The 21,178-nt window shown below is 53.2% G+C and carries 18 protein-coding genes; 13 read left to right on the top strand and 5 right to left on the bottom strand.

The annotated features are described in order from the left end of the window. Positions 1-93: 93 nt before the first annotated feature. Positions 94-1,455 (bottom strand): 6-phospho-alpha-glucosidase, encoded by a 1,362-nt coding sequence (locus IG609_RS05600; protein WP_193398743.1) that lies wholly within the window; start codon positions 1,453-1,455, stop codon positions 94-96. A gap of 13 nt (positions 1,456-1,468) precedes the next feature. Then, positions 1,469-3,049, bottom strand: a complete 1,581-nt coding sequence (locus IG609_RS05605; protein WP_193400237.1) for a PTS transporter subunit EIIC — start codon at positions 3,047-3,049, stop codon at positions 1,469-1,471. A gap of 357 nt (positions 3,050-3,406) precedes the next feature. Between IG609_RS05605 and ndk the strand changes: the two genes are divergently transcribed. The 11 genes from ndk to IG609_RS05660 all read left to right on the top strand — a co-directional run bounded on the left by ndk (position 3,407) and on the right by IG609_RS05660 (position 14,680). Continuing rightward, complete coding sequence (gene ndk / locus IG609_RS05610; RefSeq protein WP_010280064.1) at positions 3,407-3,835, top strand: nucleoside-diphosphate kinase; 429 nt, start codon at positions 3,407-3,409, stop codon at positions 3,833-3,835. A 241-nt stretch (positions 3,836-4,076) separates the two neighbouring features. Next, complete coding sequence (gene rlmN, locus IG609_RS05615) at positions 4,077-5,333, top strand: dual-specificity RNA methyltransferase RlmN (protein ID WP_193400235.1); 1,257 nt, start codon at positions 4,077-4,079, stop codon at positions 5,331-5,333. 189 nt (positions 5,334-5,522) lie between these two features. Beyond that, positions 5,523-6,320: a type IV pilus biogenesis/stability protein PilW gene (gene pilW, locus IG609_RS05620; RefSeq protein ID WP_226374101.1), complete on the top strand. Its 798-nt coding sequence runs from the start codon at positions 5,523-5,525 to the stop codon at positions 6,318-6,320. Next, a complete protein-coding gene (rodZ, locus tag IG609_RS05625) occupies positions 6,310-7,293 on the top strand; it encodes a cytoskeleton protein RodZ (RefSeq protein WP_193400233.1) in 984 nt (327 codons plus the stop codon). The genes pilW and rodZ overlap by 11 nt, the downstream gene beginning before the upstream one ends. Positions 7,294-7,333: 40 nt before the next feature. Further along, complete coding sequence (gene ispG / locus IG609_RS05630; RefSeq protein ID WP_193400231.1) at positions 7,334-8,455, top strand: flavodoxin-dependent (E)-4-hydroxy-3-methylbut-2-enyl-diphosphate synthase; 1,122 nt, start codon at positions 7,334-7,336, stop codon at positions 8,453-8,455. Positions 8,456-8,592: 137 nt separating this feature from the next. After that, positions 8,593-9,867, top strand: a complete 1,275-nt coding sequence (hisS, locus tag IG609_RS05635; RefSeq protein WP_193400229.1) for a histidine--tRNA ligase — start codon at positions 8,593-8,595, stop codon at positions 9,865-9,867. Positions 9,868-9,880: 13 nt separating this feature from the next. Beyond that, on the top strand, positions 9,881-10,501 hold the full coding sequence (locus tag IG609_RS05640; RefSeq protein WP_010302828.1) for a YfgM family protein: 621 nt from the start codon (positions 9,881-9,883) through the stop codon (positions 10,499-10,501). A gap of 10 nt (positions 10,502-10,511) precedes the next feature. Beyond that, positions 10,512-11,693, top strand: a complete 1,182-nt coding sequence (gene bamB, locus IG609_RS05645; protein ID WP_193400227.1) for an outer membrane protein assembly factor BamB — start codon at positions 10,512-10,514, stop codon at positions 11,691-11,693. Positions 11,694-11,835: 142 nt separating this feature from the next. Beyond that, the gene (gene der, locus IG609_RS05650) at positions 11,836-13,323 is read left to right on the top strand and encodes a ribosome biogenesis GTPase Der (protein ID WP_193400225.1); all 1,488 of its coding nucleotides are present in this window, start codon (positions 11,836-11,838) and stop codon (positions 13,321-13,323) included. A 128-nt stretch (positions 13,324-13,451) separates the two neighbouring features. Next, positions 13,452-14,411, top strand: coding sequence for an AEC family transporter (locus tag IG609_RS05655; RefSeq protein WP_116156087.1), 960 nt, complete (start codon positions 13,452-13,454; stop codon positions 14,409-14,411). A gap of 44 nt (positions 14,412-14,455) precedes the next feature. Then, the gene (locus IG609_RS05660) at positions 14,456-14,680 is read left to right on the top strand and encodes a zinc ribbon domain-containing protein (RefSeq protein ID WP_193400224.1); all 225 of its coding nucleotides are present in this window, start codon (positions 14,456-14,458) and stop codon (positions 14,678-14,680) included. A 23-nt stretch (positions 14,681-14,703) separates the two neighbouring features. Here IG609_RS05660 and IG609_RS05665 read toward each other — a convergent pair whose 3' ends face one another. The 3 genes from IG609_RS05665 to xseA all read right to left on the bottom strand — a co-directional run bounded on the left by IG609_RS05665 (position 14,704) and on the right by xseA (position 17,707). Continuing rightward, entirely contained in the window at positions 14,704-15,048 is a 345-nt protein-coding gene (locus IG609_RS05665; RefSeq protein WP_193400222.1) for a protealysin inhibitor emfourin, read from the bottom strand. Further along, on the bottom strand, positions 15,045-16,088 hold the full coding sequence (locus tag IG609_RS05670) for a M4 family metallopeptidase (protein ID WP_193400220.1): 1,044 nt from the start codon (positions 16,086-16,088) through the stop codon (positions 15,045-15,047). The genes IG609_RS05665 and IG609_RS05670 overlap by 4 nt, the downstream gene beginning before the upstream one ends. Positions 16,089-16,312: 224 nt before the next feature. Further along, on the bottom strand, positions 16,313-17,707 hold the full coding sequence (gene xseA / locus IG609_RS05675; protein WP_193400218.1) for an exodeoxyribonuclease VII large subunit: 1,395 nt from the start codon (positions 17,705-17,707) through the stop codon (positions 16,313-16,315). A gap of 171 nt (positions 17,708-17,878) precedes the next feature. On the opposite strand from xseA, the gene guaB reads away from it, so the two are divergent. Both guaB and guaA read left to right on the top strand, forming a co-directional pair. Next, entirely contained in the window at positions 17,879-19,345 is a 1,467-nt protein-coding gene (guaB, locus tag IG609_RS05680) for an IMP dehydrogenase (RefSeq protein WP_193400215.1), read from the top strand. A gap of 118 nt (positions 19,346-19,463) precedes the next feature. Next, the gene (gene guaA, locus IG609_RS05685) at positions 19,464-21,041 is read left to right on the top strand and encodes a glutamine-hydrolyzing GMP synthase (protein WP_193400212.1); all 1,578 of its coding nucleotides are present in this window, start codon (positions 19,464-19,466) and stop codon (positions 21,039-21,041) included. Positions 21,042-21,178 lie beyond the last annotated feature (137 nt).

The raw sequence follows: 21,178 nt of genomic DNA on the forward strand, positions 1-21,178 counted from the left end.
CGTTGGGGCCGACGAATTCGACCCCGAATCTATCATTGGTGTGCAATGATAGATTCATTGTCAGCGATTTTCCCTCATCCGACAAGTCGCAGATTATTGGGCGATACCGTCTCTATATGCTTGTTTTAATTGCGGCCAGTAATCCTGATTTGCTTCAATCATCTCGTCCAGAATGGCTTTGGCGTGCTGCATTGTCGGCACGGTTCGGTTCAGAGTAAATGCCTGCAAGGCCTTCTCGTAGCTGCCTTCCAGCGTGGCTTCCACCAGCAGTTGTTCAGACGCCAACTGCTGTTCCAGCAAGGCACGATGGAACTGCGGGACATTCCCCATCCTCACCGGTTCCGGTCCTTGCGCAGTGATATAAGCGGGTACCTCCACCATCGCACCGTAAGGCAGATTGGCGATGGCACCTTTATTCTCGACGATCACCAGATGACGCTGGCGCAGATCGAACGCCAGTGAACAGGCGACATCAACGATGAACGAGCCGTGCACGCCAACGTGGAACGCATCGGACAGAATCCCCGTTTCCTTGTAGCTGGCGGCGGCCGCAAACAGTTTCTTCTCACGCCCGTCCATCACTTCATTGGCGCGCGTATAGTCAGGATCCTGATGCTCCACCATCTGATTCGGCATCAGGTAGTACTGCAAATACGGATTCGGCACGAACTCTGGGAAATGATCCATGACGGGTTTGATGTTGCGCCAGGTTTTCACCCACGACGGATCGGCGTGCTGCGGATCGGTATCGGCGGCATCGGCGGTCAACAAGCCGTAGCGGGCAATGTGTTCGCGCAGCTCTGGCATACGATCGACGCCGTCGACCAACACGCGGGTAAACCAGCCAAAGTGATTCAGCCCAAAATAGTCCACCGTGATGTCGTGACGATCGACGCCCAGCACGGCAGCGATGTTACGCATCGCGGCAACTGGCATGTCGCAGATATTCAGCACGCGGGCGTTAGGGCGCAGGCGACGCACGCCTTCGGCAACAATGGCGGCCGGGTTGGAGTAATTGACGATCCACGCCTCTTTGTGCGCATAGCGCTCAACCAGATCGATCAGCTCAGCCATCGGCAGAATGGTACGCAGGCCGTAGGCCAGTCCGCCGGGACCACAGGTTTCCTGCCCGACGACACCGTGACGTAGTGGGATTTTCTCGTCCTGTTCGCGCATCTTGTACTGGCCGACGCGCATCTGGGCAAAGACAAAGTGGGCGCCGCTAAACGCGGTTTCTGCGTCGGTTGTGACGGTAAAGACGATGCTGTCACTGTGGTCGCGAATCACTTTTTCCACCACCGGTGCAATGATGTCCTGTCGCGGGCCGTCGATGTCATACAAACGAATCTCCGCCAGCGGGAAATCCGCGAGACGTACCATCAGACTCTTTACGATGCCTGGGGTATAGGTGCTGCCGCCGCCGGCAATCGTCAAAATGAATGGGGGTTTCGTCATGGTCAGTCTCCTGTTAAAGCGCGTTTTCAACTGCTTCGCGTATCGTTTTGACGTGAAGTCCGTAAACCACCTGTACGTTGTTACCCTGTCGGATAACGGCTTTCGCACCGGTGTTCTTAAGCTGTTGTTCGTCTACCAAAGCTGGGTCGATGAGCGTAACCCGCAGGCGGGTGTAGCAGTTGTCCACCACCTCGATATTGGGTTTGCCACCCAGTCCGGCGATGATGGTGGCACCCACAAACTGGGCATCGCCTTTCACCGCGTCCTGCGTTTTTAGCGGACTCTCGGTCTTGGCCTGATATTCATTTTTGGAATACAGTCGCGTCTCTTCCTCATCGGTTTCACGCCCGGGGGTTGGCATGTCGAAATACAGAATCAGGAAGCGGAAGACGAAGAAGTAAATCACCGACATCGTCAGCCCGACCGCGATATACATCGGCCAGTTGGATTTCTCGATGCCCAGCGGCAGGTTATAAAGCAGGAAGTCGATGACGCCGTTGGCACCAATCGCATGCACGCCCATGATGGAGAACAGCATCATTCCTATGCCGGTCAGTACGGCGTGGACGGCAAACAGCATCGGCGCGACGAACAGGAACGAGAACTCCAGCGGCTCGGTGACGCCCAGTAAGAAAGAGGTAAACGCGGCCGGAATCAGAATAGCTTTGGCGGCCAGCCGTTTTTCTGGCTTCGCTGTCACGTACATCGCCAGCGCAGCGGCCGTCAGACCAAACATTTTACTGATACCGCGTGCATCCCAGACCACGGTAGAACTTAGCTGTTTGACGTCCTGACAGGCCATTTCGGCAAAATAGATGTTGCGTGCGCCCTGATACAGCTTGCCGCATACCTCTGCGGTTCCGCCCAGTTCGGTGTACAAGAATGGGGTATAGACCAGATGATGCAGCCCGGTGGGGATCAGCACGCGTTCGAGAAAACCATAAATCGCGATACCAACAGGGCCCGCACCTTTAATAGCGAAGGCCAGCCAGGTAATGCCGTGTTGAGCAAACGGCCACAGGGCGCTCATCGCAAAGCCCAGCGTAATCGCCAGCGGAATAACCAGAATGGCGACGAAGCAGTGGCCGGAATAGATCGCCATCACGCCGTTAAACTGTTTACTGGAATAGCGGTTATACAGATAGCCTGCGAATCCGCCGATCAGGATACCGGCGAAAACACCCATTTCCAGCACCTGAACGCCCAGCACCATGCCTTGCCCAGCGGCGCGCATTTCTGCGGCTGGTACGAGTTTGCCCTGTAATTGCAGCGTGATGTTCATGGCATTAATGAAGATGATAAACATCACCAGACCAATCAGCGCAGCGTAGCCCTTATCGCGTTTCGCCAGCCCGATCGGGATCCCGACGGCGAACACCAGCGCCAAATTAGCCAGAATCGCTACGGCAGATTTGGAAACCAGTTGACCAAAATCCTGAATCAATGGATGGTTAAGTAAAGGGACATAGCCCGCTAAATTGCCGTTACCGAACACATTCCCAAATGCGATGAATAACCCGACAATTGGGAGTATCAGCACCGGCCCATACAGGGACTTGCCGAAATTTTGCAATGCATTGACCGCTCTTTTCATTATCAGCCCTCTTACTGGCCATTATGGTGGGTACAGCAGCAGGCTAGCAGTGAATGACAAAGAGATTCCAGTTATCTTATTGTTTTAAAAACAAATAACCTATAACGTTACAAGTAACCTTCAGAACTGTGATCGCCGATGATTTGTTACATTCAGTACGGGGGCGGAGGGAAACGAAAAAGCGTGATCCGTAATAGTTAATGAAGAGGAAATGAGAGGTGATATTTTTTAATAAAATGTTATCTCCTTGGTAGGCAACAAAGGCCGCTACCCTTATAATCTGCGCCACTTTCACTGGCCGTATATACAATTCTTATAATCCGGCTGTAATCTGACAGTTTAGTTAATGAGGTCAATATGACGATAGAACGTACCTTCTCCATCGTAAAACCTAACGCGGTTGCTAAAAATGCCATCGGTGCGATTTACGCACGCTTTGAAAGCGCTGGTTTTACCATTGTTGCGGCTAAAATGCTGCGTCTGAGCCGTGAGCAAGCGGAAGGGTTTTACGCTGAGCATAAAGGCAAGCCGTTCTTTGATGGCCTGGTCGAATTCATGATGTCTGGCCCGATCATGGTGCAGGTGCTGGAAAGTGAAAACGCTGTCCAACGTAACCGTGACATCATGGGCGCTACTAACCCAGCAAACGCACTGGCGGGAACGCTGCGTGCTGATTACGCGGACAGCTTCACGGCGAACGCGGTACACGGTTCTGACTCTATCGAATCCGCTCAGCGTGAAATCGCTTATTTCTTCAGCGATGACGAAATCTGCGCGCGCGCGTAATCTTGCGCGTGATAAACAGGTTAGCGCGTGTGATGTTGCTTCTTTTTCGTTGCGTTAGTGCGCCGTGTCGACGTAATGACACAGAAAAAAAGCGGTGATGGTAGCTTACCTGTTTTAAACTTTGTACAATGCTGCGCCCCGGATGAGCCTGCACTTATCTGGGGCGTTTCTTTGGTCATAACCATCGAATTCAACCTTCTTTTTAGCGCCATAACGTGTAATAACGAGGCCAGGATTGACAATGTCTAAGCAAATCGCGTCTGAAACCGTCGTGTCTGAAACGACGGCATCTAACACTACCGCATCTAACACTACCGTATCCGAGCAAACCGTGTCCGAATTCTCTCCGGCGTCCGCTGATGTCTCTCAATCCGTCAAAGTCAGTGCGGAAAAAATCAACCTGTTGGATCTTAACCGCCAGCAAATGCGTGACCTCTTCATGTCGATGGGAGAGAAACCGTTCCGCGCCGATCAGGTCATGAAATGGATTTATCACTACTGCTGTGATGACTTCAACCAGATGACGGATATTAACAAAGTCTTCCGCAGCAAATTGCAGGAGATCGCTGAAATTCGCGCCCCTGAAGTAGTGGACGAGCAACGCTCTTCCGACGGCACCATCAAGTGGGCGATACTGGTGGGCGGTCAGCGTGTCGAAACGGTTTATATTCCAGAAGAAGATCGCGCCACGCTGTGTGTGTCGTCTCAGGTAGGCTGTGCGCTGGAGTGCAAATTCTGCTCAACGGCGCAGCAGGGTTTTAACCGTAACCTGCGCGTATCGGAAATCATCGGCCAGGTGTGGCGTGCGGCGAAGATCATCGGTGCGTTTAAAGTCACTGGTCAGCGTCCAATTACCAACGTCGTGATGATGGGCATGGGCGAACCGTTGCTGAACCTGACTAACGTGGTGCCTGCGATGGAAATCATGCTGGATGACTTCGGCTTTGGTTTGTCCAAGCGCCGTGTGACGCTGTCCACTTCAGGCGTGGTGCCTGCGTTGGATAAACTGGGCGATATGATCGATGTTGCGCTGGCGATTTCTCTGCATGCGCCGACCGACGACATCCGCAACGACATCATGCCGATCAACAAAAAGTACAATATTGAGATGTTCCTGAGCGCGGTACGTCGCTATCTTGAAAAATCCAATGCGAATCAGGGGCGTGTTACCGTTGAATATGTGATGTTGGATCATATCAATGACGGTACCGAGCACGCGCATCAACTGGCGGAATGCCTGAAAGATACGCCGTGCAAAATCAACCTGATTCCGTGGAACCCGTTCCCCGGCGCGCCGTATGGCCGCAGCTCAAACAGCCGCGTTGACCGTTTCTCCAAGGTACTAATGGAGTATGGCTTCACGACGATCGTACGTAAGACCCGTGGGGATGACATTGATGCTGCCTGCGGTCAACTGGCTGGTGAAGTCGTAGACAGAACCAAACGTACGCTGAAGAAGAAATTGGCCGGTGAACCTATCGCGGTGAAAGCGGTCTGATAGCAAATAGGCGCGGGTTAATGCGGAAGCGTTAACCCGATGTCGTTCGCTGAGGTAATTTGCAGGGCAAAAGTGAGCAAATTGCGAGGCGCGCCGCGTTGTTGTCAGGTCTGACTGTCACCCTGGTTATATTCAGGTAACCTCGCTGGTCAGGATGTCTGACAAAGACGACAAGGCGAGGGAACACGGATGGCAAAGCCACTATCACAGGGGCTTTCTTTATTACAAGGAATGTCTTTATCACAGGGAATGTATTGGCTGAGTGGCCTGGTCGTGGTGCTGTTGTCGGTAGGGTGTGTGAAATCGCCTCAGGAGACAACAAATCCCGCGGTCGCCCAAACCCGCTTGCAGTTAGGGTTGACCTATCTGGCGCACAATAATCTGGATTCGGCTCGGCAGAATCTTGAGAAAGCGGTAGCGATTGCTCCGCAGGATTATCGAACACAATTGGGGATGGCGCTTTACGAGCAGCGGATAGGTGAAAACCGTCTGGCTGAACAGCGTTATCAGCATGTGTTGAACATGGCGCCGGAAAATGGCAGCGTCATGAATAATTACGGTGCGTTTCTGTGTAGTTTAGGGCAGTATGTAGCGGCTCAGCGACAGTTTAGCGCGGCTGCACAACTTCCTGATTACAGTCAGGTTGCTGATGCGTTGGAAAATGCGGGATACTGCTTTTTCAATGCCGGACAGACTGAAGACGCGCGCAATTTATTGAGTCGGGCGCTGAAGTATGACCCGACGAAAGGCAGTGCCTTGCTGGCGGAAGTAAACCAACAGTTTGCTGCCGGGAAAAATGAGCAAGCGCGGCTGCTGCTTGATGTTTATCAGCATAGTCTTCCGGCCAGTGCCGAAAGCTTATGGTTACAGATTCGTTTCGCCGCGTTAGCGGGCCATGATGGCGATAAAGAACGTTATGGCAACGTGCTGGCGCGAAGTTTTCCACAATCTAAACAGTACCAGCATTTCTTAGCTAATGAATACTGAAGCCACCCAAGATAAAACAGAAGCAAAACTACCCGGCGAACGTCTGCGTGAGGCGCGTGAACGCCTTGGGCTCACTCAGCAAGCGATTGCTGAGCGTTTGTGCCTTAAAATTACCACCGTTCGCGATATTGAAGACGGTACGACGCCTGCCGATTTAGCGCCGACCTTTCTGCGCGGCTATATCCGTTCTTATGCCAAGCTGGTTCATTTACCCGAAGATGAACTGCTTCCCATCGTGGATAAGCAGACCATCCCTAAAACGATCTCCGTCTCGCCGATGCAGAGTTTTTCGCTGAAAAAAAGCCGCAAAAAGCGTGATGGCTGGTTGATGACAATCACCTGGCTGGTCGTGCTGGTTGTTCTGGGGCTAACGGGCGCATGGTGGTGGCAAAACCATCAGGCTCAGCAGGCGGAAATCAACAGTATGGTCGATCACGCCAGTTCGATGCAGGCACAGACGGAAGGGCAGTCCGTTCCACTGGTGGACAACAGCGTAGCGCAGGAAACGGCGACGACGGACTCTCCAGCGGCATCTTCTACGCCAGTTGATCTTTCTGCTACTGCCGCTGCGACACTTTCAACGCCTGCTTCTGCAACTGCACCGTCCAGCCAATCTCCTTCACACGCGAACGGCGTACAGCCACAGGCTGCGGGCAATGTTCTATTGGGTGCTGGGGCCATTGCACCCGCTGCGGGTACGGTAGTGCAAAGCAATCTTGTCTCTGCGCCTCATGCTGTGGTGATGACTTTCACGGCCGATTGCTGGCTGGAAGTCACGGATGCCAGCGGTAAGAAGCTGTTCAGCGGTATGCAGCGTAATGGCGGCACACTGAATCTGGATGGTCTGTCACCCTATAAACTTAAAATTGGTGCGCCTGCTGCGGTACAAATTCAATTTCAAGGCAAGCCGGTTGATTTAAGCCAATTTGTGCGTAGCAGCCAGGTTGCACGCCTGACGCTGACCGCAGAATAACGTGTTGTTCAGGTAAGACTGCAATGTTGGAGATGAAGTAATGCATAACGCTGCACCCATAACCCGTCGAAAATCAACACGGATTTACGTCGGCAAGGTGCCTGTTGGTGATGGTGCGCCGATTGCGGTGCAATCCATGACCAACACCCGAACCACCGACGTTGAAGCTACCGTTAACCAAATCAGAGCGTTGGAACGTGTTGGTGTCGATATCGTCCGCGTCTCTGTGCCAACCATGGATGCGGCGGAAGCTTTTAAGCTTATCAAACAGCAGGTGAATGTGCCGCTCGTCGCCGACATCCACTTTGACTACCGTATCGCGTTGAAAGTTGCTGAGTACGGCGTCGACTGTCTGCGTATCAACCCCGGCAATATTGGTAACGAAGAGCGCATCCGCTCGGTTGTCGACTGCGCGCGTTACAACAATATCCCGATCCGCATTGGCGTTAACGGCGGTTCGCTGGAAAAAGATTTGCAGGAAAAATACGGGGAACCAACGCCAGAAGCGCTGCTGGAATCAGCAATGCGCCATGTCGATATTCTCGATCGTCTGAACTTCGATCAGTTTAAAGTCAGTGTCAAAGCCTCGGACGTTTTCCTTGCCGTGCAATCCTATCGTCTGCTGGCGGCGCGTATCGATCAGCCGCTGCACCTTGGTATCACCGAAGCGGGTGGCGCACGTAGCGGCGCGGTGAAATCGGCTATCGGCCTCGGTCTGCTGTTGTCTGAAGGTATTGGTGACACGCTGCGTATCTCGCTGGCGGCCGATCCAGTTGAAGAAGTGAAAGTCGGTTTCGATATCCTGAAATCGCTGCGCATTCGTGCGCGCGGAATCAACTTTATTGCTTGCCCGACCTGCTCTCGTCAGGAATTTGACGTGATCGGGACGGTAAATGCGCTGGAACAACGACTGGAAGACATTATTACGCCGATGGATGTGTCGATTATCGGCTGTGTGGTGAATGGTCCGGGCGAAGCGCTGGTGTCCACGATTGGTGTTACGGGTGGACACAACAAGAGCGGCTTCTATGAAGACGGCGTGCGGCAGAGAGAGCGCTTCGATAACGAACAGATGATCGATCAGTTAGAAGCCAAGATCCGCGCGAAAGCCTCCATGATGGACGAAAATCAGCGTATTACCGTCAATCTGGTAGATAAGTAACTCTGACGGCGTGACGGTCTGCCGTCACCCGCCTAATTCACGATTACTGAACCCGATGGGGATGCCCCGCATTGAAGATGCGACGACAATCCCTCTATAATCGGGTTTATTTTTTGAAAAACGCATAGAGAACTGACGTGGCAAAAAATATTCAAGCCATCCGTGGCATGAACGATTACCTGCCAGCCGAAACGGCATTGTGGCAGCGTATTGAAAACAGCCTGAAACAGGTGCTCAGCGGCTACGGCTATAATGAAATTCGTTTGCCGATTGTCGAGCAAACGCCGCTGTTTAAGCGCGCTATCGGTGAAGTGACCGATGTCGTCGAAAAAGAGATGTATACCTTTGACGATCGCAATGGCGATAGCCTGACTCTGCGCCCGGAAGGGACGGCTGGCTGCGTCCGCGCCGGTATTGAGCACGGTATTCTCTATAATCAGGAACAGCGACTGTGGTATGTCGGCCCGATGTTCCGCTACGAGCGTCCGCAGAAAGGGCGCTATCGCCAATTCCATCAGTTGGGCTGTGAAGTGTTTGGTCTGCAAGGGCCGGATATTGATGCCGAACTGATCCTGATGACGGCCCGCTGGTGGCGTGTGCTGGGCATCGCCGATCATGTGAAGCTGGAACTGAACTCGATTGGTTCGTTAGACGCGCGCGCGCGCTATCGCGAAGCGCTGGTGGCGTTCCTCGAACAGCATAAAGATCAGCTGGATGAAGACTGCCTGCGCCGGATGTACACCAACCCGCTGCGCGTTCTGGATACGAAAAATCCGCAGATTCAGGTGTTGCTGAATGATGCACCAGTATTGACGGACTATCTGGATGATGAATCGCGTGCACACTTTGAGGCGCTGGGTGAACTTTTAACGCAGTCCGGCATCCCATATACCGTTAATCCGCGTCTGGTTCGTGGTTTGGATTACTATAACCGCACCGTATTTGAGTGGGTGACCACCAGTCTGGGCGCGCAGGGCACGGTCTGTGCCGGTGGGCGTTATGATGGTATGGTGGAACAGCTGGGCGGACACGCGACGCCAGCGGTCGGTTTTGCTATGGGCCTAGAGCGTTTGGTATTGCTAGTGCAGTCAGTGAACCCAGATTTCAGCGCGCCGCCGACCGTGGATGTTTATCTGGTCTCTTCCGGTGTGGGAACTCAGGTTGCGGCAATGCAACTGGCGGAGAAATTACGTGACGCGTTGCCGCAGTTGAAACTGATGACCAACTACGGTGGTGGCAACTTTAAGAAGCAATTCGCCCGTGCTGATAAATGGGGCGCACGCGTCGCATTAGTATTAGGCGAAAATGAAGTGGCGGCTGGTCAGGTTGTGGTTAAAAACCTGAGCAATGGCGAGCAGGATACATTGGCACAGGCCGACGTCGCATCGCGGCTGGCAACGTTACTGGATTGAGGAGAGAGACACCGTGGAAGTCTATACCACAGAGAATGAACAGGTTGATGCACTACGTCGCTTCCTCGCGGAGAACGGAAAGGCGTTAGTTGTCGGTGTTGTGCTAGGCGTCGGCGCACTGGTTGGCTGGCGTTTCTGGCAAAGCCATCAAAATGACAGCGTGATGGCGGCATCGGCATCTTATCAGCAGGTGACGGAGCAATTGGCAGAAGGCAAAGCCGACGCGATTACGGCAACCGAGAAATTTACGGCTGAGAATAAGAATACCTATGGCGCGCTGGCTTCTCTGGAACTGGCTCGTCATTACGTTGATCAGAAAGATTTTGCTAAAGCAGCGCAGCAGCTAGTACAGGCGCAGTCGCAGACTAAAGATGCCGACCTGCTGGCGGTAGTGAATCTGCGTCTGGCGCGGGTTCAGCTACAGGAAAACAAAGCGGATGACGCGCTGAAAACATTGGATGCCATCAAGCTGGAAGGCTGGGCGTCACAGGCTGCGGAAGTGCGTGGTGATATTCTGGTGAGCAAAGGGGATAATCAGGCTGCGCGTGATGCCTACAACAAAGGGTTGTCTTCCAATCCATCGCAGGCACAGCAAGCGTTACTGCGTATGAAACTGAATAACCTGTCCAGCTAAGAGGAATTCCATGCAATTGCGTAAAACACTTTTGGTAGGACTGGTTTCTGTTGCCCTGCTGAGCGGATGCTCGCTGTTTAACAGCGAAGAAGATGTTGTCACTATGTCTCCACTGCCGCAGGTGGAAAACCAGTTCACGCCAACCAAGGTGTGGAACAGCTCGGTTGGGAGCGGGATTGGTGAGTTTTATTCCAATCTTCACCCCGCATGGCAGGATAATCGCGTTTTTGCGGCCGATCGTCGTGGCACCGTGAAAGCGATGGATCTGAGTGACGGCAAAGAGATTTGGCGCGCGGATCTGTCAGAGAAGACCAATTTCTTCTCCCGCAATAATCCAGCGTTGCTGTCCGGCGGCGTAACGGTTTCTGGTAACCATGTCTATGTCGGCAGCGAAAGAGCGCAGGTTTATGCGCTGAATGCGGAAGATGGTACGCCAGTATGGCAGACCAAAGTGGCTGGCGAAGCGTTGTCTCGCTCTGTCGTCAGCGACGGTGTAGTGCTGATTCACACCAGCAACGGCATGTTGCAGGCATTGAATGAAGCAGATGGCGCAATCAAGTGGAGCGTCAACTTAGATATGCCGACGCTGTCTCTGCGCGGTGAATCTGCCCCGACAACCGCATTTGGTGCGGCGATTGTGGGGGGGGACAACGGTCGTGTGAACGCCGTGATGATCAATCAGGGTCAGCTCATTTGGCAACAGCGTATTTCACAGCCGAGTGGTGCAACTGAAATCGATCGTCTGAACGATGTCGACACCACGCCAGTGGTCGCGGGCGAAGTGGTTTATGCGCTGGGTTACAATGGCAACATGACCGCGCTGGATCTGCGTTCTGGTCAGGTTCTGTGGAAGCGTGAACTGGGTTCAGTGCATGATTTCATCATTGACGGCGACCGCATCTATCTGGTCGATCAGGACGATCGTGTTGTTGCACTGAATACCAACGGCGGCGTGAGCCTGTGGCGTCAAAGCGATCTGCTGCACCGTAACTTAACGGCTCCTGCACTGTATAATGGTTATCTGGTTGTCGGCGATACCGAAGGGTATCTGCACTGGCTGAATACGGCGGATGGTCGCTTCGTGGCGCAGCAAAAAGTGGATAGCTCGGGCTTCCTGAGCAAGCCTGTGGTTGCCAGCGATAAGCTGCTGATTCAGGCGAAAAACGGTGATGTCTACGCGTTCACTCGCTAAGTAACCCGTATTGATTTGGAGCACAGCGTTTTGGGTGTGCTCGTATAACGGCTCCTGACATTATCAGGGGCCGTTTCGTCTTTTTATCGTCAGCGAGTATTTCGCTGTAACGTATTGAAATATAAGTAATGAGGTTGTAACAATGATACCTGTCGTCGCGCTGGTCGGGCGCCCGAATGTGGGGAAATCCACGCTATTTAACCGCTTAACGCGCACTCGTGATGCATTAGTGGCGGATTTTCCAGGGCTGACTCGTGACCGCAAGTATGGTCGTGCAGAAGTGGAAGGGCATGAGTTTATTATCGTCGATACCGGTGGCATCGACGGCACAGAAGATGGTGTGGAAACACGTATGGCGGGTCAATCGCTGGTCGCGATTGAAGAAGCGGATATTGTGCTGTTCATGGTGGATGCTCGCGCCGGGTTGATGCCTGCGGATGAAGGCATTGCCAAGCATTTGCGCAGCCGTAAAAAAACCACGGTGCTGGTCGCCAATAAGACCGATGGCCTTGACCCAGATACGGTCACGGCGGATTTCTACTCGCTCGGTATGGGTGAAGTTTACGCGATCGCAGCGTCTCATGGCCGTGGCGTGACGTCACTGCTGGAAACGGTTTTGCTGCCGTTCGTCCAGGATGAAATAGAAGAGCCGGTTGAGTTAACCGAAGAAGAAGAGAACGCGGCTTACTGGGCTGCTTTAGAAGCGGAAGATAAGGCCAGCTCAGAAGAAGCAGAAGACGATTTCAACCCTGAAGATTTGCCGATCAAACTGGCGATTGTCGGGCGTCCGAATGTGGGCAAATCCACGCTGACTAACCGTATTCTAGGTGAAGAGCGCGTGGTGGTGTATGACATGCCGGGTACGACGCGTGACAGTATCTACATCCCGATGGTGCGTGACGAACGTGAATACGTTCTGATTGATACTGCGGGGGTACGTAAACGCGGTAAAGTGACCGAAACGGTAGAAAAATTCTCCGTGATCAAGACGTTGCAGGCGATTGAAGATGCCAACGTAGTCCTGCTGGTTATTGATGCACGTGAAGGTATTTCCGATCAGGATCTCTCGCTACTGGGCTTTATCCTCAATAGTGGGCGCTCACTGGTGATCGTGGTGAACAAGTGGGATGGCCTGTCGCAGGAAGTGCGCGATCAGGTGAAAGATATGCTAGATCTGCGTCTCGGCTTTATCGATTTTGCCCGCATTCACTTTATTTCTGCGCTACACGGCAGCGGCGTGGGTAACCTGTTTGAGTCGGTAACCGAAGCCTATTCTTGCGCCACGCGTCGCGTCAGTACGGCTATGTTGACCCGTATCATGCAAATGGCATCAGACGATCACCAGCCGCCGCTGGTGCGCGGTCGCCGCGTGAAGCTGAAATATGCGCACGCCGGTGGTTATAACCCGCCGATCGTGGTGATCCACGGGAATCAGGTGAAAGACCTGCCGGATTCCTACAAGCGCTACCTAATGAACTACTATCGTCGTTCGCTGGAAGTGATGGGCACGCCGATTCGTATTCAGTTTAAAGAAGGGGAAAATCCCTTTGCGGACAAGCGCAACACGCTGACACCAAACCAGCTACGTAAGCGTAAGCGTTTGATGTCGCATCTTAAAAAAAGTAAGTGATTTATTTACGGGGCGAATAGCGATATTCGCCCCGTTTTGTTAGAGACGAAAAGAGTCGTCGTTAACAAAACGAACCATTTTTAATAAAACGACCATTTTAACAAAACAAATACTCATCAAGGAAAGTCATGTCCTGGGAAACCTGGAGTTTTGCGTTCAACGTCACGATGCCCAATTTATTGATGTTGTTTATGGGTATCGCATTGCGCAAACTCAATCTGCTAAATGATGCGTTTTGTGATACGGCAATGCGGGTGGTGTTCAACGTTTCTCTTCCCTGCCTCTTGTTTTTTAGTGTTGCCAGTAATCAACAGTCTTTTGTAAGTCAGTGGCCGCTGGTGGTTTATGGCACAGTCGGAACATTGGCAACATTTCTGCTTCTGGAGCTTGCGGCGACGAGGCTAGTTAAGGATCCGAAAGAACGTGGCATCTTCGTACAAGGCGGGTTCCGGTCGAATACTGGCGTGATGGGGCTGGCTTTTGCCATGAGTGCCTATGGCGATGAAGGCATTGCTATCGGCTCGTTGTATTTGATGGTGACGGTCATTATGTTTAACGCGCTGTCTGTCATTACGCTGACGCGCAGCTTGCAGCGGCAATCGCCCGAACAGAAGATTCCGGTAAGCCAACTGCTGCGGGGTATTGTGACAAACCCGCTGATTATTGGTCTACTTCTGGGGGCTGCCTATGGACAAAGCCAACTGCCGATGCCAGGCGTGATTAAACAAACGGGCGGTTTTATTTCCGCCATGGCGCTGCCGCTGGCGTTACTCTGTGCTGGTGCCAGTCTGGAGTGGCGTAGTATGTTCCGTTCGTCCAATGTTGCCGTGCTTTCTTCTGTGGCGAAGGTATTCGTTGTGCCTGGTTTACTCACACTGGGCGGATGGCTTGTTGGTTTCCGCGGTGTTGAGCTGGGAATCATTTTTCTGTTTTCTTCAACGCCAACCGCAGCAGGTAGCTATGCGATGACGCGGGCGATGGGGGGAAACGCGACGCTTGCGGCTAATATCATTGGGCTGACCACGGTAGGGGCCTTCTTTATGATTGCGCTGGGGCTCTACTTTTTACGTTCACTGGGCGTGATTTAGCGTCTGACCATCACGCGTTATTGGTAGCAACATGGAGGAAAAAGATGGATGCGCTTTGTCCTGGCTGTCACCACGTGATGCTGTGGCAGCCTGATGGTTCGTTTTTATGTGAGGACTGCCAATTACATTATCTGCGTGAGGCTGCTTGCCCTGAATGTAAGCACTCGCTACAGGAACTGAAAGCCTGCGGTGCGGTGGATTATTTTTGCCAGCAGCACGGGATGATTTCCAAACAGCGAGTCGTGTTCAGCTACGCACCTGTCGATTAAATCCATTATTACTTAATCAATGGTTACTCCTGTACGCCGTTGCGCCATAGCTCAGTCAGCTCCGGTGGCGCAGTGTCTTCGGGGATCAGCAGGATGACATCGGTATAGTGATTCTGTTGCGGTTGGCTGTAGCTGATGTGGATGCGGTAATAGAACTGGTCGCCACGCCCAAGGCTGTCTGGTTTACCGGGTTCGCGAGCCTGAGGAACGGCATGACGGATCGCGTTACAAATCCTCTCCCGTTCGGATGGCGGTACGCTGGCGAGCGCGAAGCGTCGCGGCCCTGCCAGCTTTGGGATAAAGGCAAATCCCCCTTCACGCGCCAGCTCAATGATGGCATCGTCGTTGAGTGCCGGCAGCGTTTTCATAAGAACACCTGCCGGACCTCTACCCCGACTGTTTCCCACGACTGCCGGACGATATCGGCAACAGTGTGGTTAAAGCGTTTAGCGGCATGTTGAAGGGTGTAGCGTGCGAAAATTTCGAAATCTGCATTTTGCGGCAGCGTTTTATCACACAGCGTGTCGTACCAGATGCGACCCGCTTTTTCCCATGAATAGCCGCCCAATGCGATGGCTGTCAGATAGAATGCCCGGTTGGGGATGCCTGAATTCAAGTGTACGCCGCCGTTGTCTTCGCGCGTGTTCACATACTCGTTCATGTGATAGGGCTGGGGGTCGATACCGAGCAACTCATCATCATATGCCGTGCCCGGATGAGACATTGACCGCAACCCCATGCCGTGAATACCATCGGCCAGAAGCTCGTCACCGATAAGCCAATCGGCCTGCTCAGCGGTTTGCCCCAAATGATACTGCTTGACCATGGAGCCAAAAACATCGGACAGCGATTCATTTAGCGCACCGGACTGGCGGAAATAAATCAGACCTGCTTCGTTTTCGGTGATGCCGTGCGTGAGTTCATGCGCGACCACATCAAGCGCAATCGTGAAACGATTAAAGATTTTGCCGTCGCCATCTCCGAACACCATCTGTTGCCCGTTCCAGAAAGCATTCTGGTAATCCTGACCGTAATGGACTGTGCCAGCCAGCGGCAGCCCCTCGGCATCCAGCGAGTTACGTTGGAAAATTTTCCAGAAGAAATCGTAAGTGATACCCAGATAGTTATAGGCCTCATCGACGGCGATATCGCCGTTGCTGGGTTGGCCTTCCGCACGCACCTGCTTGCCGGGCAACTGTTGTTGCTGTTCGGCATCGTGAATACTGCGATTTACCTGCCCAGCGGGTAATTTCTCATGGGGTTTTGGGCGCGGATTGTGGCTAACCATCAATGACTGAACGTGCATCAGCGTTTGTTGCGCACAGTGGCGCTGTTCGTCTGTGCCGTTTGCGATAATGCGATGCAAAATGTAAGGGGGGATCACGCTACAAATCGGTCTGGACTTCATACCTCATCTCCTTGAAAACGCTCATCAGGGGTAACACAGACGATCAACAAAGCTCACTGTTTTTTTATCCCGCCCACCGCACAGAAGTCGGAACCCGTGTAGTGAAAACGGTGGATATAAATTAGTGAGCAGGGAATGAGTATAGTTCAGATGCCGGGGGTAAGAATGGGGGAACGCTGTTTTTTTAGGACCAATCCCCATTCACGTATTTTATGCTGTTCGCGTTATTTTGGCGTCGGGGATGAGGATTTTCGCCGCTTTTTCGCTGATTCTGGATTCGTAGCCAGTGTTGTGACCTGGCTTTCTACCCAGCCGTCCTGCAAACGGGTTTTCAGCGTTTCGCCGAGGGAAATTTGCGCGACGTTTTTCAGCACTTTACCATCTGGGGCGGTGGTGATGTTATAGCCACGTGCCAGCGTCGCCAGCGGGCTAACGCCTTCCAGCCGCGAACAGGCGATGCCTAGCTTCTGCTTGTTCTGATTCAACTGACGTTCTACAGCGCTTTGCATCTGATAGCTAAGCTGCTGCAAACGCTGCTGCGCACGATGAATGCGGGTTTGCGGCTGCTGTTGCATCAGACGCTGTTGTAAGCGTTCACTTCGGCGCGAGGTCTGCCGAAGCTGCTGCTGCATGGCGTCATCCAACCGCTGACGCAGTTTAACCAGCAGTGCTTGCTGACGCGCCAGTCGCAGCTGCGGATGTTGCTGCTGCAAACGGTGGTGCAGACGGGTAAAGTCCCGATTGCGCTGGGCAAGGTAATAATCCATCGCCATTTCCAGACGCTGGCGCTGGGACTGTATCTGGCGCAATAGCTCCAGTTGGTTACGACTCACTAACTCGGCAGCTGCCGACGGCGTGGGAGCACGCAGGTCGCCGACGAAATCGGCGATGGTGACATCGGTTTCATGGCCGACGGCGCTGACGATAGGAATGCGGCTGGCGAAGATAGCGCGGGCGACCCGTTCGTCATTAAAGCTCCACAGATCTTCCAGCGAACCGCCGCCGCGCCCGACGATTAATACGTCACACTCATCCCGCTGGTTAGCCAGTTCGATGGCGCGAACAATCTGTAGCGGTGCTTCCGCGCCTTGCACCGACGTGGGGTATACGATCACCGGCAGCGACGGATCGCGGCGCTGCAACACCTGCAAAATATCGTGCAGGGCGGCACCGCTGGCTGACGTAATCACACCGACCTGTTTGGCGGGAGAGGGCAGAACCTGCTTAAACTGCTGGTCGAACAGCCCTTCGGCAGCGAGGCGCTGCTTGAGCTGTTCAAACTGCTGCTGTAGCAGGCCATCGCCAGCGGGCTGCATGCTTTCTGCTAGTAGCTGATAGTCGCCGCGGGGTTCATATAGCGTGATGCTCGCCCGAATCAGCACTTGCTGACCGTTTTGCGGGCGGAACGTCACTTTGCGGTTGCTGGTGCGGAACATCGCACAGCGCACCTGCGCACGTTCGTCTTTTAGCGTGAAATACCAGTGGCCGGATGATGGCTGAGAGAGGTTGGAGATTTCGCCGGAGAGCCAAATCTGGCCCATTTCCATTTCCAACAGTTGTCTAACCGTCTGATTCAGGCGGCTAACGGTAAAAATTGCAGAGGAGGGAAATTGAGACATTGTGAGCCAGATCAAATTTTAAAACAGTCACTTAATTGATCGATACTACCTACCTGAAAAAGGTAATCAAGCATTTTAGTAAAATAATGCTGGAGGCAACCGATTACGCCCTGTAGAATGCCACGGCAATATTTTATCTATTCTTACATCCACCTTGGTGAGATATTGCCCATGCTACGTATCGCTAAAGAAGCACTGACGTTTGACGACGTCCTCCTAGTTCCCGCCCATTCTACTGTTCTGCCCAACACTGCCGATCTGTCCACGCAGTTGACGAAAAACATCCGCCTGAATATTCCTATGCTGTCCGCAGCGATGGATACCGTTACCGAATCCGGCTTGGCTATTGCGCTGGCGCAGGAAGGCGGTCTGGGCTTTATTCACAAAAATATGTCCATTGAGCGTCAGGCTGAAGAAGTTAGCCGCGTGAAAAAACACGAAAGCGGCGTGGTGGTTGATCCACAAACCGTGACGCCAGAAACCACTCTGCGTGAAATGAAAGCGCTGACCGAGCGCAACGGCTTCGCTGGCTATCCTGTTGTGGCAAAAGACAACGAACTGGTCGGTATCATCACCGGTCGTGACGTGCGTTTTGTTACCGATTTGGAAAAGCCGGTTAGTGCATTCATGACGCCAAAAGAACGTCTGGTCACGGTCAAAGAAGGCGAAGCGCGTGATGTCGTGCTGCAAAAAATGCACGAAAAACGCGTTGAAAAAGCGCTGGTGATTGATGACCAATTCCACCTGATCGGCATGATCACGGTAAAAGATTTCCAGAAAGCAGAACGTAAACCGAACGCGTGTAAAGACGCACACGGTCGTCTGCGCGTAGGCGCGGCAGTTGGCGCAGGTGCAGGTAATGAAGAGCGTGTTGATGCCCTGGTTGCTGCAGGCGTTGACGTTCTGCTGATCGACTCCTCACACGGCCATTCCGAAGGCGTATTGCAGCGCATTCGTGAAACACGTGCTAAATACCCGAACCTCGACATCATCGGCGGCAACGTGGCAACGGGCGCAGGTGCAAAAGCGCTGGTTGAAGCGGGCGTTAGTGCAGTGAAAGTGGGTATCGGCCCTGGCTCTATCTGTACGACCCGTATCGTGACGGGCGTGGGTGTACCGCAGATTACGGCTATCTCTGATGCGGTTGAAGCGCTGGAAGGCACAGGAATTCCGGTCATTGCCGATGGCGGTATCCGCTTCTCCGGCGACATCGCTAAAGCCATCGCAGCAGGCGCGGCGTGTGTCATGGTCGGTTCGATGCTGGCGGGTACGGAAGAATCCCCAGGTGAAATCGAACTGTATCAAGGTCGTTCATTCAAATCTTATCGTGGTATGGGTTCACTGGGCGCAATGTCCAAAGGCTCATCAGACCGTTACTTCCAGACCGATAATGCCGCCGACAAACTGGTGCCGGAAGGTATCGAAGGTCGCGTAGCCTATAAAGGCCGCCTGAAAGAGATCGTTCACCAGCAGATGGGCGGCTTGCGCTCTTGCATGGGTCTGACCGGTTGCGCGACTATCGATGTATTGCGCACGCAGGCTGAGTTTGTACGCATCAGCGGTGCTGGCATTCAGGAAAGTCACGTTCACGACGTTACCATTACTAAAGAGTCGCCGAACTACCGTATGGGTTCATAAGGTGATTTAACGCAATAAACCCTGTACTATTTCGCGCCGCTCTGCCTTTACATAAGGCCGAGCGGTTAGCTGGGTTTACTTTTCGCTTTTGTCTTTTGCTTTTTGGAACATGCTCCTCATGACTCAAAACATTCATCAACACCGCATTCTTATTCTGGATTTCGGCTCACAGTACACGCAATTGGTTGCACGTCGCGTGCGTGAACTGGGCGTTTACTGTGAACTGTGGGCATGGGATGTCACGGAAGCACAGATTCGTGGGTTTAATCCGAACGGGATCATCCTGTCTGGCGGCCCGGAAAGCACCACCGAGTTTGGCAGCCCGCGTGCGCCAGAATACGTTTTCAATGCTGGCGTACCGGTATTAGGTGTGTGCTATGGCATGCAGACGATGGCGATGCAGTTGGGGGGCCACGTTGAGGGTTCCAACGAGCGTGAGTTTGGTTATGCGCAGGTAGAAGTGAAAACGGATAGCGCACTGGTGCGTGATATTCAGGATGCGTTGAGCGCCGCTGGCGCACCGCTGCTGGATGTCTGGATGAGCCACGGCGACAAAGTGACGGCCATCCCAGAAGGGTTTGAAACCGTTGCCAGCACCGATACCTGTCCGTTTGCCATCATGGCTAACGAAGAGAAGCGTTTTTACGGCGTGCAGTTCCACCCGGAAGTGACGCACACCCGTCAGGGCCAGCGCATGCTGGAGCGTTTTGTTCTTGATATCTGCCAGTGCGAAGCACTGTGGACGCCAGCCAAGATCATCGACGATGCGGTGAACCGTATTCGTGAGCAGGTAGGCAACGATCACGTGATTCTGGGTCTGTCTGGCGGCGTGGATTCTTCCGTTACCGCGATGCTGTTGCACCGTGCGATTGGCGATCGTCTGACCTGCGTGTTTGTCGATAACGGCCTGCTGCGCCTGAACGAAGCCGATCAGGTGCTGGAAATGTTCGGCGATCAGTTCGGTCTGAACATTGTTCACGTTGCTGCGGAAGAGCGCTTCCTGAGCGAGCTGGCGGGTGAAGATGAGCCAGAAGCCAAGCGTAAAATCATCGGTCGCGTGTTCGTTGAAGTGTTCGATGAAGAAGCCAGCAAGCAAACTGACGTGAAATGGCTGGCGCAAGGCACGATCTACCCAGACGTGATCGAATCTGCCGCTTCTGCGACCGGCAAAGCGCACGTGATCAAGTCACACCACAACGTGGGTGGCCTGCCGAAAGAGATGAAGCTGGGTCTGGTTGAGCCGCTGAAAGAGCTGTTCAAAGACGAAGTGCGTAAGATCGGTCTGGAACTGGGTCTGCCGTACAACATGCTGTACCGCCATCCGTTCCCAGGCCCGGGTCTGGGCGTGCGCGTACTGGGTGAAGTGAAGAAAGAGTACTGTGACCTGCTGCGTCGTGCGGATGCGATCTTTATCGAAGAGCTGCACAAAGCCGACTTGTACAACAAGGTCAGTCAGGCATTCACCGTCTTCCTGCCGGTACGTTCCGTGGGCGTGATGGGCGATGGCCGTAAATACGATTGGGTTGTCGCGCTGCGCGCGGTAGAAACCATCGACTTTATGACCGCACACTGGGCACACTTGCCATACGACTTCCTCGGCCGCGTCTCCAACCGCATCATCAACGAAGTCGAAGGCATTTCCCGCGTCGTTTACGACGTATCGGGTAAGCCACCGGCGACGATTGAGTGGGAATGATCTCGCGTCCGGAATAGCCGGCACTGACAGACATTAAACATAGCTAAGCCCGCGTAATTTCGGGCTTTTTTTTATGTTTAGTAATGATTGGCAAATTTTGGCACCACCAGGCACCTTTTTTATGGCATGGTTGAGGG

Origin of the sequence: Pectobacterium quasiaquaticum (genome assembly GCF_014946775.2) — a bacterium.
GTDB lineage: Bacteria > Pseudomonadota > Gammaproteobacteria > Enterobacterales > Enterobacteriaceae > Pectobacterium > Pectobacterium aquaticum.